The sequence below is a fragment of the Clostridium sp. CM039 genome, from assembly GCF_055081075.1.
Window position 1 is genome coordinate 2,735,785 of record NZ_CM143649.1, and the last position, 20,655, is coordinate 2,756,439.

Annotated in this window: 10 protein-coding genes and 1 other annotated feature; of the genes, 4 read left to right on the plus strand and 6 right to left on the minus strand. The window is 31.2% G+C overall.

The genetic code is table 11. The features are described 5' to 3' along the window. Positions 1-55 precede the first annotated feature (55 nt). A complete protein-coding gene (locus ACWJJ2_RS12715) occupies positions 56-805 on the minus strand; it encodes a MurR/RpiR family transcriptional regulator (RefSeq protein ID WP_462953373.1) in 750 nt (249 codons plus the stop codon). 197 nt (positions 806-1,002) lie between these two features. On the opposite strand from ACWJJ2_RS12715, the gene ACWJJ2_RS12720 reads away from it, so the two are divergent. The 3 genes from ACWJJ2_RS12720 to ACWJJ2_RS12730 all read left to right on the plus strand — a co-directional run bounded on the left by ACWJJ2_RS12720 (position 1,003) and on the right by ACWJJ2_RS12730 (position 7,342). Continuing rightward, positions 1,003-2,958 (plus strand): fructose-specific PTS transporter subunit EIIC, encoded by a 1,956-nt coding sequence (locus tag ACWJJ2_RS12720; RefSeq protein WP_462953374.1) that lies wholly within the window; start codon positions 1,003-1,005, stop codon positions 2,956-2,958. A 70-nt stretch (positions 2,959-3,028) separates the two neighbouring features. Further along, positions 3,029-5,638, plus strand: coding sequence for a glycoside hydrolase family 38 N-terminal domain-containing protein (locus tag ACWJJ2_RS12725; protein ID WP_216303323.1), 2,610 nt, complete (start codon positions 3,029-3,031; stop codon positions 5,636-5,638). 15 nt (positions 5,639-5,653) lie between these two features. Further along, positions 5,654-7,342, plus strand: coding sequence for a sugar phosphorylase (locus ACWJJ2_RS12730; RefSeq protein ID WP_216303322.1), 1,689 nt, complete (start codon positions 5,654-5,656; stop codon positions 7,340-7,342). Positions 7,343-7,383: 41 nt separating this feature from the next. Here the strand turns inward: ACWJJ2_RS12730 and ACWJJ2_RS12735 are convergent, their stop codons facing one another. The 5 genes from ACWJJ2_RS12735 to ileS form a co-directional block, all read right to left on the minus strand. Next, complete coding sequence (locus tag ACWJJ2_RS12735) at positions 7,384-8,451, minus strand: mannose-1-phosphate guanylyltransferase (protein ID WP_216303321.1); 1,068 nt, start codon at positions 8,449-8,451, stop codon at positions 7,384-7,386. 197 nt (positions 8,452-8,648) lie between these two features. After that, positions 8,649-9,062, minus strand: a complete 414-nt coding sequence (locus ACWJJ2_RS12740; RefSeq protein ID WP_216303320.1) for a hypothetical protein — start codon at positions 9,060-9,062, stop codon at positions 8,649-8,651. 117 nt (positions 9,063-9,179) lie between these two features. Then, positions 9,180-13,244, minus strand: a complete 4,065-nt coding sequence (locus ACWJJ2_RS12745; protein WP_462953375.1) for an AAA domain-containing protein — start codon at positions 13,242-13,244, stop codon at positions 9,180-9,182. A gap of 123 nt (positions 13,245-13,367) precedes the next feature. Then, on the minus strand, positions 13,368-14,366 hold the full coding sequence (locus tag ACWJJ2_RS12750; protein ID WP_462953376.1) for a LacI family DNA-binding transcriptional regulator: 999 nt from the start codon (positions 14,364-14,366) through the stop codon (positions 13,368-13,370). Between the two features lie 221 nt (positions 14,367-14,587). Further along, entirely contained in the window at positions 14,588-17,689 is a 3,102-nt protein-coding gene (ileS, locus tag ACWJJ2_RS12755; protein ID WP_462953377.1) for an isoleucine--tRNA ligase, read from the minus strand. A gap of 127 nt (positions 17,690-17,816) precedes the next feature. Next, positions 17,817-18,035: a binding site (T-box leader), on the minus strand. Positions 18,036-18,599: 564 nt separating this feature from the next. On the opposite strand from ileS, the gene ACWJJ2_RS12760 reads away from it, so the two are divergent. Continuing rightward, positions 18,600-20,498: a type I glutamate--ammonia ligase gene (locus ACWJJ2_RS12760; RefSeq protein ID WP_216303341.1), complete on the plus strand. Its 1,899-nt coding sequence runs from the start codon at positions 18,600-18,602 to the stop codon at positions 20,496-20,498. The last annotated feature ends 157 nt before the right edge of the window (positions 20,499-20,655 follow it).

A 20,655-nucleotide genomic window follows, 5' to 3' on the forward strand; every position in this document is an offset into this window, starting at 1 on the left:
AATTTCGTATTAATATTGGCTTATATAGATTAATTACATCATCAATTTTCCTTATTTATGTTATTTTTGTGTTATTAATATAATAAGCAAAAATTATGTCAATAATAACCAAAAGAGTAGAGCGTGCTGTTATATCATAACCATATAAATTGTTTTTTTCAGAATAAGCATTTATAGAAATATCTACAAGTTTAGATAAAGTAGAATCAGGAGTATTAACAATAGCAACAGTTTTAAAATTCCTATAGCTTAGTTTTTCAGCAATAGTAGTTAATGTATGAGTCTCTCCACTGTTTGATATAAAAATTATCAAATCATCATGGGTTGAACTTTTATCTAAAAGATCAATTATCTGAGATTCATATATATAGAAACTACTCTTGTTGGACTGCATTAATAGTTTTGAAAAATATTCACCCATGGGCTTTGAGAGGCCAACAGCGACTATAATGATTTTCTGAGACCCTTTTATCATTTTGACTAGTTTATTAATGTTTCCTATAGATAATTTATCAAGAGAGTGATTGATATTGTTTTTAATTACACCTATATAGTTATATATGTTAGGAGTAGATGGTATGTCAATATTTTTTAATATATATTTAAGCTCTGAAAAACCAGATAGTCCAAGTTTACTACACATTCTAACAATAGTGGTATTGCTGACATTGTTTTCTTCAGCCATCTTGGTAAGAGATTGTTCTTTTGCCTTTTCTAATTTTGAGTCTATGTAATAGAAAATATGTTTTTCAGCATAAGTTAAGTAATTTAACTTATCAGCGAAATAGTTAACAACAACACTCAAATATAATACCTCCAATTTTTATGATGTTTTATAACGAATATTATAATTACATTATACACATCATAATGCGGAAAAGTAAAATTATACTTTCTTTGTATAACAAAACTTTATCTCTTTATGTAATAATTATCTTGTAAATGTAAAAGATTTCACAAATCAATAAGCCCTCATATATAAAATGATAAAGGAGAATGATCATGGATTTAAAAAATATGACTAATAGTGAATTAATCATTTTAAATCAAAAATCTTTAAAAAAAGAAGAAGTTATAAAAAAACTAATAGACAAACTTTATGATCAAGGTATACTTTCATCAAAAGAAGAATTTTTTAAAACTGTAATGGAGAGGGAATCACAGTCTCCAACAGGACTAGAAAGAGGGGTTGCAATACCACATGGTAAATCAACTTCAGTAAATAAAGCAGCTTTTGCAGTGGCTAGGTTAGAAAGTCCTATAAATGATTGGGAAAGTGTAACGGAAAATAATGATGTTGAATTAGTATTTTTATTAGCTATCCCCAAAGCAGAAGAAGGCTCAACTCACTTAAAATTGTTAGGTGAACTTGCATCAGCTTTAATGTATGAAGACTTTACCACAAATTTAAAGAAGGCTAAAGATATTAAAGCGTTTATAGCGGCGCTAGATTATAAAAAGGTTAATAATGAAGTTGTAGAATATAATAAGACAGTTTTAGCTGTTACATCTTGTGCAGCAGGAATAGCTCATACATATATGTCTGCTGAAGCACTAGAAAAGGCCGGTAAGGAAATGGGAGTTAGAGTGCTTACTGAAAAGCAAGGCGCTAACGGTATAGAAGATAGACATAGCCAGGACGATATAAAAAATGCAGATGGAGTAATATTTGCCTGTGATATAGCCGTTAAAAACATTGAAAGATACAATGGTAAATCATTTGTAAAGGTAAAGGTAGCAGAACCACTAAAGGATGCTAAGGGTTTAATTGTGAGAGTTTTAGAAAATCCAGATGGCAAAGTAGAGAGTGGAGCTGTATCAGAATCCTCTGTGGATAGCCGTGTTAAAAAAGGCTTCTTATCTGGAATGATGGAAGCTATAATGACTGGTATTTCTTATATGATTCCAGTTATAGTTGCAGCTGGTCTTATGATGGGTATAGCAAAACTTTGGGCTATGGGCCTAGGTCAAATAGATAACTTGAATAAATTAGGAGAAAGCGCAAATCAATTATACGTATTCTTATATTATTTAGATAAGTTTGGTGCATTAATATTTAAGTTTATATATCCAGTATTCGCAGCATATGTAGCATATTCAATTGCAGATAGACCGGGTCTTGTACCAGGATTTATAGGTGGTGCTTTTGCCGGTGGATTGCATTATACCTTCTGGGAAATCAAAGGAGGGATACCTTCAGGATTCTTAGGTGCTTTAATTCTTGGTTTAGTCGCAGGTTACTTAACCAAGTTCTTAAATGAAAAGATCAAGTTACCAAAAGATCTTCGAGCAATGAAGCCAATGTTCTTATTACCAGGTATAGTTGTATTTGTTATTTTTGTGCTAAATTTCTATGTTATTGATCCTGTCTTTGGAGGTTTAAATGGTTGGTTATCAAATTTAATTGCTTCTTTTAATACTGGAAGTACATTAATATTAACTTCTATAATAGCAGCTTGTACAGCATTTGACCTTGGAGGGCCAGTAAACAAGGCAGCAGGTGCTATAGCTATGGGGCTTGCAGCAGATGAAATATTCCCTTTAACAGGAAGAGTATTATCTATAGTAATTCCTCCAATAGGGCTTGGACTTGCAACAGTTTTAGATAAATATATAGTTGGAAGAAGAGTATTTGATGAAAACTTAAGAGTTGTTGGTAATACATCTATTGTGTTAGGGCTCATAGCAGTTAGTGAAGGCGCAATACCATTTATGTTAAAAAATCCATTAATAACCATTCCAATCAATGTAATTGGTGCAATAATTGGTTCATGTACAGCTGTTGCGCTAGGCGCTGTTCAATGGAATCCATTACCAGCAATATGGGGATGGCCTTTAGTAGAAAATTTATGGGCTTACATAATAGGATTAATAGTAGGTGTATTATTCATAGCTTTTGCTAATATTTTTATAAGATATCATATTATTAGAAAACACGAGAAAAAGACAGCTTTATAAATAAAAGAACTAAAAGCTATATTTATAGCTTTTAGTTCTTTCACTAGTGATTATGATTTAGGAGGAGAATATGAATAAAAAGAAAAAGGTATATATAGTACCACATTCTCATTGGGATAGAGAATGGTACTTTACAATAGAGGATTCAAACGTACTGCTAAGCCAAAACATTCCATACCTTATTGAAGTGTTAGAAAAGGACTCAGAATTTAATTCTTATACATTAGATGCACAATTATCAATAGTTGAGGAATATTTAGTGCTTTATCCAGAAGATAGGGTGAAATTAGAAGAATTGATTAAGGAAAGAAGAATATTTGTAGGGCCTTGGTATACTCAAACTGATACATTGCTTGTAAATAAAGAATCAATAATAAGAAACTTATTATATGGAACAAGACTAGGAAATAAATTTGGCCACTCTATGACGGTAGGATATCTACCCGATGTATTTGGACAAAATCAATATTTACCTTCAATTTTTAGGGGTTTTGATATAGAAGACAGCATACTTCAAAGAGGAGTATACACAGAGGATTTAAAAGATAATTTAAACTTTAGATGGTCATCACCTGATGGAGAAAGAGTTAAGGCTAATAATATTTTCTTGGGTTATGGCCCGGGTAAATTTCTAACTACAGATGATAAATATATAGAAGAAAAACTTATACCAATGTTAGAAAAGTTGGAATCTTTAAATGTGGGCTCAGATGACCTATTATTGCCAGCAGGAGGAGACCAAGTTCTAGTTAGAAATCATTTTCCAAAAACTATAAAAGAGCTTAATGAAAAGCAGTATAAGTATGAGTTTATATTGTCTAACTATGAAGACTTTATGAAGGATACAATGAATAAATCTTTTGAAAATGAGATAAAAGGAGAACTAATAGCTTGTCAAAAATCAAGGATACATAATACTATAAAATCTCAAAGGTATGATATTAAAAAAGCTAACTATGATGTGGAAAATAAGATACTTTATATATTAGAGCCACTTGCTGTTATAGGGAACTCCTTAGGGTTAAAATATCCAACTCCATGGGTAGATATAATGTGGAAATCATTATTTGATGTTCATGCTCATGATAGTATAGGTGGATGTAATTCTGATGCTACAAATAGAGGAATTTTAAATAGGATCGAGAAGTCTGATAGGATTTGCTCAGGATTAATTAATGTAATTAAAAAGCAAATTACTACAGCTATTAGTAAAAAAGTAAGAAATGAAAATATAGTTGTATTATTTAATACTAAAGTTTATAGCTCAGTAGAAAATGTTGAAACAGTTATATTTAGTGTGAAAAAAAACTTTAACTTAAATACAATAGAAGGAAATTCGGCCGAGTTTGATATAGTTAAAAGAGATTATATAAGTGGCGGAAAGCAAGTAGTGGCAAGTGCTGATGGAGATACTCAAATAGAGCTTCCTGGCTATTATAGAAGTGAAGTAATTATAAAAAATGAAGAGCTTAAAGCTTTGGGATATAAGACCCTTATCGTTAATGAAGGTGAAATAAACAGTGAAAATATACTAGAAGTTATTGAGGACCATGAAATAGAAAATAACTTCTATAAAATAAGGTTAAAGGATAATGAAATTACATTAATAAACAAAAAAACAAGTGAAGAAGTTACGGACATCTTCTATTTTGAAGATAGTGAAGATTGTGGAGATTCTTACGATTATTCTCCATCTTCAAATGGAGAACGCACAGTTATAAGTAAGGCTATTCTTTTAGAAGTTAAAAAATCTAAGAACATAAACAAGATGATTATTCAGCATAGAGGAGTTAATTATAAATCTTGTGAGATAATTGTAAACACAGAAATAGAGCTTAGAAATGGTGAATCCACTATAAGAATCAAGCATCATATAGATAATACGGCAAAGGATCATAGAGTAAGAGTTGTTTTAAATACTAATGTAGTTAGTTCAACTTCACTAAGTGACCAGGGATTCTCTTTTATTGAAAGAAGTAATACTAATAAATATCTAAAAAACTGGAGAGAAAGTGGATTTGTAGAAGCACCAGTACCAATATATGCCTTAGAGAATATGGTTATGTTAAAGGATGAAAAGTATACTTATGGGGTTATTACCAAGGGCATTAAAGAATATGAAATTCTAGAGAATTCAAAGATAGCATTAACACTATTTAGAAGTGTTGGGTTACTTGGACGTGATGATTTACTCTGGAGACCAGGTAGAGCTTCTGGAATAAACAATAAGGTTGTTTACACTCCAGATGCACAAATGATCAAAAAAATGAATTTTGAATATGCCATAACTCTAAGGGATTCCTCGGAAGAATTATTTAAACAAGTTGACAAATTCATTGGAAGATATACAAGTTACCAAAAGCAGAATCTGAATTTATTTGAAGAGAGAGTAGAAAGGTTTGAGATTCCATTAAATCTTGATGTTAATGGAGATGAATATTCATTAATGAAAATAGATAACGCAAATATAATACAAAGTGTATGTAAAGAATCCTACGAGAAAGATGGGTTTATAGTAAGATTATTTAATCCAGGATATAGTGAAGAAGTGGTTAACTTATATTGTGATAAATTTAAATCCATAAAGTTAACTAATCTTTATGAAAAAGAGATTGAAGAAGTTAATGGAGAAATTAAAGTTAAGCCTAGAGGATATGTAACTATAAAGATAATAGTATAAGAAGTGGAGGTTTTTATGAATAATTTAGAATTAACTAGCGCTGTAGTTGAAAAATTAAAGTTTATTTATGGATCAGAATATAAAGATGAATTTAAAGATGAAATTGAAAAACTGATAAATAAGTGGGAAGAAATAAGACTTACAAAGGCAGATGCTATTTCAGAAAAAAATGTATATTTGATAACTTATGGAGATAGCATCTATGAGGAGGGGGTTCCAACAATAAGAACTTTAAAGAAGTTCTTAAATAAAAAGGTAGGAAACACTATAACAGACATTCATATTCTTCCAATGTTTACTTATACCTCTGATGATGGATTTTCTGTGGTTGATTATATGGAAATAAATAAAGATTTAGGTGATTGGGGATGTATAAAAAATTTATCTGAGGATTATAGATTAATGTTTGATTTTGTAGCTAATCACATTTCTAAATCAAGTAGCTGGTTTAAGGGCTACTTAAGTAATGAAAAAAAATACGAAAATTATTTTATAAAAGAAGATAATAATTTTAATACTAAAAATGTTATAAGGCCCAGAACATCACCATTATTCCATAAGTATGAAGGCGAAAGTGGAATAAAAACAGTATGGACAACGTTCAGTGAAGACCAAATCGATGTGAACTTTGGATGTTTTGCAGTTTTATTAGAAATGACAGATATATTATTAAACTATGCTAGAAATGGCGCAACATCAATAAGGTTAGATGCTATAGGTTTCTTATGGAAGCAGTCTGGCACAAACTGCATGCATCTCCCTCAAACCCATGCAGTTATTGAGGTTTGGAGACTATTGTTTGATTACTTTAAAGAAAACACTCAAATAATAACGGAGACTAATGTACCTCACAGTGAAAATATAAGTTACTTTGGAGATAAGAGTAATGAAGCAAATATGGTATATCAATTTCCGTTACCACCACTAGTACTATACACTCTTACAACCCATAATTCTAAAAAGTTAACAGAGTGGGCAAATACTATAGATAAGGTATCTGATACAGCTACATATTTTAACTTCTTATCAAGTCATGATGGAATAGGGATGAGACCAACAGAAGGAATCTTAACTGATAATGAAAGACAAGTTTTAGTAGATAAGGTTAATAAAAATGGAGGAAGAGTTTCTTATAAGAATAATGCGGATGGAAGTAGGTCGGTATATGAACTTAATATTAATTATAATGATGCTATTATAAATATAGATGAAGATATTACTTTAGAGGATGAAGTTAATAAGATAATAGCTTCAATTTCAATATTACTATCTTTTGTAGGAGTACCTGCTATATACTATCATTCATTATTAGGATCAAGAAATGATTATAAGGGCTTAGAATCGTCAGGAATAAATAGAAGAATTAATAGAGAAAAGCTTGAATTTAGCAAGCTATCTAATGAATTAGATAATGATGAAAGAAAAAAGGCTATATTTAATAGAACAAAGGAATTAGTTGAAATTAGAAAAACACATTCAGCATTTTCACCTTTTGCATCTCAAGAGGTTTTAGATTTAGGAGAAAATATATTTGTATTAGAAAGATATAATGACCATACTAAAGAAAAGATAACATTTATAGTAAATGTAGACTCAAAAACAGTAAAAATCAACCCTAATATTGTGGGAATTGACATAGTTACAGGCAGAGAAATAAAGGGTAATATTGATCTAAACCCCTATGAATTTGTATGGATAAAGTAACCAATAAGCCCCCCCTATAGGTGGGGCTTATTAAAATTAAATTATATATATTTTTCCGTTTCTTCATACTCTTTAAGTTCATTAACCAAATGCTTAATCTCCTGATCCTTATTCTTGTCCATTACGAGTATTACATCTCCTGCATCGACAATTATAAGATCCTTTACACCAAACCCAATTATAAGTCTGTCCTTACCAAATACTGAGCAATTTTCACTCTCTTCCATAAACGTGTTACCCAATACATTGTTACCTCGTAAATTACTTAGAAACCTTGAAAGTGCTGCAAAAGTTCCTATGTCATCCCATACAAAGTCACATTTTATAACAAATGCCTTTCTAGTTTTCTGCATTATGCCAAAATCTACTGATATTCCATCTATTTCATTGTACTGTTCTTTTGTTACCTCGGTTTCTTCATCAGTCTCTAAAGCTTGATATATAGTCATTAATCTTTTATACATCTTAGGTAAATACTTCTCCATCTCTCGTAAGTACACATCTGCTCTCCATACAAACATACCACTATTCCAAAGGAAGTTTCCTTTTAAGAGCAAATCCTTGGCTACTTCGGTATTAGGTTTTTCTAAAAATCGTTCTACTTTGAACGTAGGCATATCAGCGTTTACCCTATCTCCCATTTCTATATAACCATACCCAGTTTCTGGTCTTGTGGGCTGTACACCTATGGTGACTAGTCCTCTTTTTTTATTTGCAATTTCAACTCCCTGTAAAATAGTTTCTTTAAACTCCTTTTCATTTTCTATATAATGATCAGAAGGTAAAACTATCATGGTTGCTTCCTTGTCCTGCTTCACTAGCTTGGCAGCGGATAGACCTATACAAGTGGCAGTTTCTTTATTACTAGGTTCCACAAATATATTTTTTTTATTAATTTCTGGAAGTTCCTCACATATTTTATCAAAATAATCTTCATTTGTAACTACATAAATATTTTCATTTCTAACTAAACATTTTATTCTATCCACAGTGCTTCTTAAAAAGCTCTTATTATTGATAATATTCAAAAACTGCTTCGGGTTTTGTGCACGAGATAGAGGGTAAAGTCTTGTTCCTTTTCCACCTGCTAAGATTAGTACGTATAGCAAAATACCACCCCAAATTATTACTCATTTCATTTTATGATTCATAAGTCTATGTTGTGAGAACAATTTATAATATTGTTTAAGTATTTAGTTTTATAAATTTGAAAATTGCTTATACTTCTTATCATATTTTGAAAAACAAAAAATGTGTAGGCTGAAAAATATATTTTTCATCCTACACACTTTTTGTCTAGATGTTTTTATTTCTCATCCGAGATAATACCTTCTTTATCTAAAACAATACGCTCTTCATCAAAAGGCGAAACAAATTCAAATCTGTCTGTTGACATTTTGCCTCCGCTTTTTCCAAGTAATTCTAAATCATCGTATTCGTCAATATTATATTCCTTTAAAACAGAGGTCATATCCTTTTCTCCCTGGTATGGTAGTCGCGTTACAAATGAACGAAATAATTCTTCGCTGAAATACTTTGAATTTACTATAGGAAAACACGGCAATGGAGAGAATCCATATGCTTCAGCCTTTTTAACACCCTCAATATCATATTTGAAATAATATTTTTCCGGTCCTTTACTTAATTCGCCTACTTTAAATGTTTCTTCTTGTTCATTCTTCCATATCATCCATATTACGTTCTTCACTTTGCTAGTCATTCCTCTCACCCTCTTATTAAAAATCATACTATTATCATGCTCTGCCATTATACTTATTATAACTTAATTGGAATAATATGCAAACAAAAATTTCACTAAGTAGGTTTTATGTGTTTTCTAGTTATTTAATTTTTGTGATAATCTATCCATAACTACACTAGGATTTCTATAAAATTCACTGGCACGTATTTTATAAAACTCCCATCCAACCCTTTCAAGACACATTTGCATTTCATACTGCTTTTGCCAATTATAATTTTCATCTTGTGGCATTCCAATGCATTTAACTGCTATTTTTTTATAATGACCTCCAGGAATATCCAAGGATAAATCCGTTTCTACAACAAAGTCTATAGTATATTTTCCCACTTTAACCTTTGGTGTGATCTTATATCCATTTTCTTTTATGCATTTTTCTATGTGCTCCTCAAAATCGTTTAATAATAAATATTGTTGTGATTTAATTTCTTCCTTAGGTTCATTCTCCTCAAGGCAATATTTTAATAGTGAGTATCTAACACATTTATTATTGAGGTTATCTAAATCGACTGAGTGAAATAGCCACATTTGATTCCTTGCACGGCTTGCCGCTACGTTAAATCTTCTTATATCTGATCCCTTAGTTAAAGCTGTAAATTTAGCATTATTTGCAATAACCATCGATAGGAACATTACATCTCTCTCATCCCCTTGGAAGGAATAAGCATCTCCACATATAAGTCTTCTTTGCAGTATTTCCTCCATGCCAAGTGTCTCTACCAACATGCCCAGTATTAATTCAGCTTGAGCGTCCCCTAGTAACGATACAACTCCCATTGTCATGCCATTATACCTCTCATCACTACAACACTCTACTATCTTATCTACAATGCTTTTTGCTTCGTTTGCGTTTATAGCCTTAGCTTCATCCCTACATCCCTGAGTAACTTTAGAGGTTACTATAAATGGGCCAACTATCTCTTTAGCGTCTATTCTTCTTAAAGGTATTATTTCGCCCGAATAGCACAATTCATTACTAAATCCTATTATCTCTGGAACACACCTAAAGTGTTCCTTTAATAATAATCTATTTGGGAATACCCTTAGGGCTGTATTGTACAAGCTAGTTTTTAGATCAAACCATTCTGCATGTGGAATGTCTTCTAAATATGTGTTTATTAAAGTTTCTACAGCAACATGGTCCTTTCCAATGGCTTCTGGGCTTATTTGCTTTTCATCTCCTACAATAATTGCCTTCTTAGCCCTCATTAAAACTGTTATAGCTGATATATCACTTTGACTGCTCTCGTCCACAATTACCACATCGAATAAATTATCCGTAAGCTTTAAATTCTCCATGACTCTATTTATTGGCATAATCCATACAGGAATTACATCCTTACAATTTTCCATTTCCTTTTGTGCAATTTTCCTATATTTCACTGCCTGAGTTCCTGTGCCCTTTCCTATTCTTTTTATAGCTTCCATCCAAGTAAATAAGCTTCTTTTTTGAGCCTCAGTAGTACGCTCTATTTGATTAAACCAACTTTTTTTAGAAACAAGTTCTCTTATAATATATTTTTCTTTAATTTTTTCCTGGGCTATATTTTTCTCTAAAGCTTCTACATCAATTTCTTCTAATTCGCACAAAAAATCATTCCATTTTTTCCACTTCCATGCCTTTTCCCAATTTAAATTTTCTAAACTCTTCATGGCCTTTTTATTATCATTTGTGATATTTTCAAGTAATATCGGACAGCATTTTTCTATCTTTTTGCTTAATTGTGTTAATTCTAACACACTACTCGCCACTTGCATTAGACTATCAATCTCCATATAAACAGAATGTAAACTATCAACGTCTCTTGTTTTTATAGCATTGTGTAACTTTTGCATGCACCCTACATTATTGAATGTTTTCTCTATCCCTTCCATTTCTAGTTTTAATTTATTATATTTATTTATAAGCCTTAAACTCTCAAATCCATTTTTTAGATAGATATATGATTCTTTTTCATACCAACGTAAACTAATCGTCAGGTTTTTATCTGGTAAAAAATTAATTATATTATTTCTAAAGTCTTTGTCCCAGTTAATAATCGTTTCAATACCCCTAATGCAACCCGCGACTTCACTTACATAGTTTAAGTTTGAATCATCTATAATCTTTGCCCCATACTCTTCTATTGTATTATTCCAAGTATTTTTAAGTTCTCTTTCTAATAGCTGTAGCTTTATATATAAATTAACTACCCTTATTTGTTCACTATTATTTATAAGCTCATAATCCACCTTGCAACCCGCGAATATATATTTAAACTTACCATGGATCATTTTAAATACAATTCCCAGTTTGCCTTTTTCATTTATTGTTTTTGATACAACATCAAAGTCATTTTTAAATTTGTTTATATCAACATCAGTCGGTATTTCTAACTTGTGATCATTTAATTCTTGCTTAATTTCACTTATACTTCTTATATATTCATTACACTTATTAACTAATTGTTGCCAAACACCTTGTGATTCGTTATTAGAATAATAATGTGTCATAACATTATTTAGCCAGCTATTTTCAAACTCTTCTAGTCTTTCTATTGCATCATCTACAAGTTTTAGTAATCTTCTATTTCCATAATCTATAGACTTAACATTATTCCAGTCTTTAATATTATTCTCATGAATATGTTGATACTGTTCTAATTTAAATAATTCTAATATTTTATAACATAACTCGTCTTCTTTAGGCAATATCGCTCTGTACTTATCTATGTTATTTATTTCATGTATTTGCTCTTTTGTAATTCTACTTGATAATGTAACTAACTTATTAAATTCTTCATGACCTAAGGGATTTTGTTTATTAAAATCAACCTTATCTACTAGCCAAGAATGAGCATCTTCATTATCTTTAACCCACTTAGCCATATGCATTAATGTGTATTTTTGACCTTCATACTCTACCTTGTCGTTTTCTCTATCTTCAATGCATTTTAACCCTTCATATAATTTTTTTTGAGTTTCGATGCACTTACTAAGTTTATATTTTAAGAGTTTTATGTCTTTATGTAATTCTTTAGTATCCATTGATAAATTTTCAGTTATTTTTCTAACAGACTCGTCCAATTCTTCTAGTGATTTCGTATCATTTCCCAATATACTTATACATAATGCCCTAACTTCTTCGGGGATTTTATTAGACAAAACCCTTAATGCTCTATCTGTTTGGCTTGTCACTAGTACCCTCTTGCCATGTGCCAAAAGATGGCATATTAAATTAGCTATAGAATGGCTTTTACCAGTACCTGGCGGTCCCTGTACAACAATGCCAAAGTTTTCAGCGAGTCTCTTAGTTATTTCCATTTGCTCCTGATTTGCAGGCAAAGGAAATAATACATCTTGTCCCACTTCCGCCCACTCTTTAAGTTCCTCGATATCTTGCACCATATCTTCCTCTGAAACTAAAGCTTCTATAGTTTTAGGAATAGGAAATCCCGCTCTTATTTGCGTTAATACATCATTTAGTTCCATATTCCAAAGTCTTGTGTCAACCTTACGAAGTATGATGCATGGGGCATTGTAAAATTGCATGTTACTTTGAATCTTTATATCTGATTCACCGCTTAGCTCCTCAATATAAAAACCCGACCTGTGAGCTTTTAAAAGCATAGCTATCTCTTCGAATATTTTCGAAGCCATTTCAATATTTCTTACATCCAGAGCCATATCTTTTGCTTTATTGCGAATGCTTAGTAAACTGTCTAAGTTTACTTCGAGGTATTCATTTAAAAATTCAAGCTCCACATTGGTTTGGTTATTATATGGTTTTAGGGTAAATATTTTTTTCATTGAATCAAGCTTTATTTCTATTTTAGTCGTAAAAATAGGATGGACTACTTTTTTGCCCTCTTTTTCCCAAGTTAAAAGCCCATTTGACCAAATCACCTCTAAATCTTCACTGTTTTTTTCTAGTTTTAAATATGTTTTCTGAAACTGAGCGTATAATTTTCCTGCTCTCTCATCTATAGTTAACCAATAATCCTTATTTTCATCAACATTAAAAGTGCACCCACTAATATTTTGGAGTTCCTTTTGCCAATGTACATTTTCATATTCATTAATATTTCTTATAGTTTTTTGATTCATATTTTTTATACTTAGTAAATATGAAAATATTTTTTCTACTTTATTATTAATATTCAAAACTTCGTTACCTCCAACTTGTTAATTTGACATTTATAAAATCACCTAATTGTATATTCAAGGCTCATGAAAATAATGTAAAAAGTCTTATTAAAACTTATTTTGTTTTAATAAGACTTATATTTATTTACAGGAATCTCTCTCCACTATTCTATATGGTAATACAAAATGTTTTTCCTCAACTTCTAAATTATTTATAGCTTTTATAAGCATTCTCATACTTACAGATCCCATGTCATACATTGGTTGAGCCACTGTAGTCAATTTAGGATAGAATATTGAAGCTGAATAAATATCATCAAAGCCCATAACATCTATGTCCTCCGGAACTTTAATAGATTTATCTCTTAATGCATTTATTACTCCCATAGCAATTTCATCACTAGCACAGAATACTGCGTCTATTTGGACACCTTTATCTAATATCGCATTAATCCCCTTGTACCCATCTCTAGCCTTAACTCCGCCAAGATAAATTAGCTCTTTATCAAGTGTTATTCCCATTTCCTCAAGCCCTTTTATATAGCCAGTGTGCCTTTTAGCTAGCGCATTAACTTTTTCTATATCAGTACCTACATATGCAATTTTCTTATTGCCCTTATTTATCAAATATTTTACCGCATCAGCCGCTGCCCTTACATTATCAATAGTAACACTAGGTAATATTCCTCCAGCATCTGTAGTTTCTACAAGAACCGTCGGCATTTCGAGCTCTTTTATTAAGTCTATAACATTATTCTCTATGGAATTACTCATGTATATAACCCCATCTATCATTTTCTCTTTAAGTATTCTTAAAGATTCCATTTCTTTATCTACGTCTAAATCCGCGTTGCAAAGCATAATGTTGTATTTATAAATATTAGCTACATCCTCACAGCCTCTAACAATTTCAGGATAAAATTGATTTGATATATCCGGTATAATTATCCCTATAGTACTAGATTTTTGAGTTTTTAAGCTTCTTGCAACTATATTAGGCCTATACGACAATTTTTTTATAGCATCATTTACTTTTTTCTTAGTGTCTTCATTTACCACATCTATATCATTTAAAACTCTGGATACTGTGGCAATAGAAACTCCCGCTTCTCTTGCAACATCTTTTATTGACGCAGCCATATTTCTCAACTCCTACTATTTTCTTATCTTATCATTATACTGATAAAAGCCTGTCATTTCAAGTTATATATGAACTTGCTACTATTAGTATAGTTATAGTGTTCCCATTAAATCAAGTTTACAATGATATTTATAAATATATCTCATAAAGTGTACCCGCACATTATTATTACTAAAAAAGAAAGTATGTGCTTAATATCACATACTTTCTAAATCATTAATTACAATTTTTCTAAATCTAGTTTTAAATCTTCACCATTTATCTTAACCGTCGTATATTCTCTTTCACCATTATATACAACTTCTACAGATAAAGTATCCCGTTTGATTTGTTCCTCAAATCTCGAAATTACATTTTGAAGCATTTCATTTCCAGATACGTAAATTCTAATCTTATCAGCAACTTCAAAACCACTTTCTTTTCTCATGTTTTGAATCTTGCTTAAGATCTCACGTACGTTTCCTTCTTCTTTAAGTTCTTCGGTGATGTTAGTCATTAAGACTACTCCCATTTCACCTTCCCCAGCAAATGCATAGCCTTCAAGCCCTTGCATTGTAACAAGTAATTTCTCGCTATTGAGTTCTATTTCTGTTCCCGCTACATTTATAGTAACTATGCTCCCGTTATTTATAGTTTGAGCAAGCTCCATTTGGTTCATAGCTCCTATTGCTTTCTTAATTCCTGGTATTAGCTTACCATATGGCTTACCTAGCACAGGTAAATTTGGTTTAATTTCAAATTTAACATATTTAGAAATATCAGCTCCTAGCTCTACTTCTTTAATATTAAGTTCTTCTTTTACTATATCTCCATAATATTCCGGAAGAGATTTAGAACTAACTAGCATTTTAGAAAGCGGCTGTCTATTCTTTATATTAGCAGCATTTCGTGCACTTCTTCCTAATTTAACAGTCTTATAAGCCATATCCATTTCTTCTTCTAATACTTTATCCACTTGATCCTCTCTATATTCAGGCCATGCACATAAGTGAATACTTTCTGGTGCACTTTTGTCAAATGCAACTACTAAGTTTTGATATAACTCTTCTGTTATAAACGGTATAAATGGAGCAGATATTTTGGCAAAAGTTGTGATAACTCTATATAATGTCATATAAGCGCCTATCTTATCATCTGTAAGTGACTCTACCCAGTATCTTGCTCTATTGCGCCTTACATACCAATTAGAAAGTTCATCTACAAAACCTTCGAGTTCAAGAGCACCTTGAGTTATTCTATAATTTGTCAAATGGTCATCTATATTCTTAACTAATGTGTTTAATTTTGACATCATCCATTTGTCCATAATATTCTCAGATTCAAAGCTATCATATTTAGTTGGGTCAAAATTATCTATTTCAGCATATAGAATATAGAATGAATATACATTCCAAAGAGTTCCTATGAACTTCCTTTGTGCTTCAATTACCGCGCCTTCATAAAATCTTGAAGGTAACCATGGCGCACTAGCAGTATAAAAGTACCATCTTAGAGCATCTGCTCCTTGATTTTCTAGCACTGTAAATGGACTTAGCACATTCCCTTTATGCTTAGACATTTTAATTCCGTTTTTATCTAATACATGCCCTAGTACAATACAGTTTTCAAATGGGTTTGTATCAAATACAGCTGTAGATACCGCAAGTAACGTATAGAACCATCCTCTTGTTTGATCTACTGCTTCTGAAATAAATTGAGCTGGGAAATTAGCTTCAAATATTTCTTTATTTTCAAATGGATAGTGATGTTGCGCAAATGGCATTGATCCTGAGTCAAACCAACAATCTATAACTTCTTCTACTCTAGTCATAGATTTGCTACATTTTGGACATTTTAAATTTACCTTATCTATAAATGGTTTATGAAGCTCTATTCCTCCTGGCACATCTATTCCCTTTTCATTAAGTTCTGCTATACTTCCAATAAGTTCGCGATGACCGCATTCACATTCCCAAATTGGAAGTGGAGTCCCCCAATATCTAGATCTACTTATACTCCAATCTATAACGCCTTCAAGGAATTTACCCATTCTACCTGTTCGCACGTTATCTGGCATCCAATTAATTTTATTATTATTATCTATAAGTTTGTCCCTTACTGAAGACATTCTTACAAACCAACTTTCTCTTGGATAATATAAAAGTGGTGTATCACATCTCCAACAGTGTGGGTATGAGTGTTCAAATTTCTCTGCTTTATATAAAATATTGTTTTCTTTTAAGTATTCTAATATTTTAGCATCAGCCTCTTTAACAAAAATGCCCTTCCATGGAGCAACGCAATCTACAAATTTTCCTTCTACATCAACTAAATTAATAAGTGGTAAATCATATTTTTTACCAAGCAAATTATCATCTTCACCATAAGCCGGAGCAATATGGACTATCCCTGTACCATCTGAGAGTGTTACGAAATCTCCGTGTACTACATAGAAAGCTTTTTCTTTTGGAGTATAGAAATTAAACATTTGCTCATATTCAAGGCCTATTAGAGCTTCTCCTTTAAATTCACGTACTACCTCATACTCTCCCACGAGTTTACTTAATAAATCTCTCGAAAGTATTAAAGTCTCACCTTCCTCAATTACCTCAACATAATCATATTTTTTGTTTACTGCAAGTGCTACATTACTTGGAAGTGTCCAAGGAGTTGTAGTCCAAACAAGTATAAATTTTTCTTCACCCTTCACTTTAAATTTCACATATGCTGACATTTCTTTTACATCTTTATATCCTTGAGCCACTTCATGAGATGATAAAGATGTTCCACATCTTGGACAATAAGGCATTACTTTATGACCTTTGTATAATAGATCCTTATCCCACATTTGCTTTAATGCCCACCAAACCGATTCAATATAATCATTGTGATAAGTTACATATGGCTTCTCCATATCTACCCAGTATCCTACCCTATCCGACATTTCTTCCCACATATTTACATAATTAAAAACACTGTCCTTACATTCTTTCACAAACTTTTCCACACCATAAGTTTCTATTCCAGGCTTACCATTAATTCCAAGTTTTTTTTCTATTTCAAGTTCTACCGGTAATCCGTGGGTATCCCACCCAGCTTTTCTAAGAACATTATATCCCTTCATTACCTTATATCTTGGAATTAAATCCTTCATAACTCTTGTTAAAACATGCCCGATATGTGGTTTTCCATTAGCCGTTGGTGGACCATCATAAAAAGTAAAGGACTCTCCTTCCTCATTTAAATCAAAATTCTTTTGAATAATATCTTTTTCTTTCCAAAGCTTAAGCACATCTTTTTCTATATCCATAAAACTTTTTGAAGCATCATTTTTCTTATACATAATAAAACTCCTTTCCCTATTTTATTTAATAATTACTATTTGTATGTGGGGAACTTTCCTTCTGAAATATCGTTAAATCATCACCTGTGGTACTACAATATTTTTAAATATAAAAAAACCCCACCCTAAATAGGACGAAGTTAAATTCGTTATACCACCTATATAATACATATAAATTCAAGTACAATAATACCTTATTCTTTAACGCAGAAATACGGATAAGCTTACTAAACATTCAGCTCTCAGCTCCTAGGTGATTTTCTCTAAACCTTCACTATGGGTTCTCAACCTGCCCCATTCTCTGTAAGTTACTTGCTTAAATACTTTTCCTAATCAAAGCTTTTTATTAGTCATAATCAATAATTACTATGAACTTCTTATCATTATATTATAATGAATTTTCATTGTCAATTTCTTTTTAAATTCTCTTGTATTTACCATGAAAAAAAAGAGGTCTATATCTAAAATTTAAAATTTGTGTTATAAATCCTATATCTTGATATTTTGGTAATACTATTCTACAAACCTTCAATAACACCTTGATTATTTAAATATCACCTTTTCATAGATGTATGTGATATAATACTAGTTAAAAATAAACTTTGTTATGATTTGAATTTATAAATGATTTTTCATTTGTAATAACTTGCAAATCAGCGCCATTGATTTATAATTTATTGTGTTTTGTGATGTTTTCTTATTGACATACTTGCATTTTCATAATAAAATCATTTTATTTACAAATAAAATTTTGTTGTATTTCTAAGAAAAGCTCTCTACTTCTATATGTGGTAGCCTTGTTACAGGCAATTCAAGTATTCTGCTAAGATCATGATTCTATTTCTAAAAAGGTTAATCAAGTCACTTTAGTGGCTTTTAAGCAATTTATATACTTTAAAGGAGGAATATTATTTTGAAAAAATTAATTTATGTAATTCCTAAAGAAAAGCATTCTGAAAAAGAAATTAAAGAAACTTTACTTGCTCACCCTGAGGTGAAATTCGTCTCACTAGTTGGTATTGACTTATCAGGTAATGACACTGACGAGAGAATTCCAATGAAAATATTCTTAAATGATATTAGTGGCTTCGCGGACGGTGCTATTCAAACTGATGGTTCATCTGTAGTATTGCCAGGTATTGCAACTCTAAACAATGCTAAATTAGACATGCTAGCAGATTTTGACTGTAATTGGTACGTCGACTACAATTATGAAAACATTGACCCTGAAACAACATTACCTATAGGTACATTAAAAATTCCATGTATATTATTACATGATAATCTCCCAGTAGATTCAAGATCAATCTTAAAAAGATCCGTTGAATGTTTTAAAACAACCCTTCTTAATTTATTCAAAGAAAATCCATCATCTTTAACTTCTTTTAATTTTGAATATAAAGATATTGATGAGCTAATGCTCACTTCTGCTACTGAGTTAGAATTTTGGGTAAAAACACCTAATGATAAGGCCGATATAGAAGAACTATCTACTTCGCAAGTACTAAAAGAGCAATATTGGAGTAAAACTAAAGGAAATGTTCGAACAGCTCTCGAGCAAACACTTCTTTTAATGGAAGAGTATGGTTTCGAACCTGAAATGGGCCATAAAGAAGTTGGTGGGGTAAAAGCTCAAATAGGTGAAGCTGGTACTCTAACACATATTATGGAACAACTTGAAATAGATTGGAAGTTTTCAAATGCTCTACAATGTGCAGATAATGAGCTATTTATCAGAAATTTAGTAAAGGAAACCTTCAGACTTAACGGTCTAGATGTTAATTTTTTAGCAAAACCTGTACATGATGTGGCTGGAAGCGGTGAACATATTCATGTTGGAGTCGCTGTAAGATTAAAAAATGGAAAGAGAGTTAACTTATTCAATTCAAATAAAAAACATTTTTTAAGCACTTTAGGTTATGCTTCCGTGATGGGCGTACTTAAAAATTATGAAGTAATAAATCCATTTGTTTCTTCAACAAATGATTCTTTAAGAAGATTAAAAGTTGGTTTTGAAGCTCCTATTTGCATAGTAACTTCACTTGGTCACAGTGTAGATATTCCATCGAGAAACAGATCTATACTTTTAGCCTTAATAAGAGACCTTGATAATCCACTTGCTACAAGATTTGAGCTTAGATCTCCATGTCCACATACTAATGCCTATTTAGCTTTATCTACCCTATATATGACAATGCTCGATGGGATTGTATATGCCATCGAAAACAATAAATCTGAAGATGACCTTTTGAAAGAATTATCTAAAGCACCAGGAGACGACAGCGATTATTTAGAAAAAGATAGAGCTTACAGAAGTGAAGAAGATGTATTCGAATTCTATACAGAAGAAGAGCGCGCAAAATATTTTGGAAAAGCACCAAAAACTGTTTATGAAAATGTTCGTACATTAGAAGAATATCCTGAAAAGCTTAAGGTTCTTACGACTTCCAATGTATTTACTACTAGCATAATAAATAGCTTTAAAATGGCAATAACCAGTAGATGGGTTACTGAAATAAATAATAGGTTATTAAATAATTATGCAGAAGAGATTCGAAAATCTGAAATGATTCACACTGCTGAAAAAGCTTTAGATTTAGATTTAGCAAATTGGCAAAAAATTAATGACCTTAGACATTCTCTTATGAAGGATACTTATTCTAAGAAAAGCCTATTTACTAAAATAAAAGAAGCCTCTAAACTTGAAAACTATGAAGAACTTTCATCATTACAAATACAATTAGATGCACAAATGGAAGAGCTTAGACATTATTATTCTAACTATAAAAAGAATTTATTAGATATTTAATAAAAATCAAAATTATATATTGTGAGTCATGAAATGACCGTATAAAATGTTCTTTTACTACACAATATATTAATTTTAAAGGCATTTCAGAAGGAAAGACTCCCACTTCTATAAGTGGGAGTCACATACCATAACAAAGAGAAACCATTTAACAAAA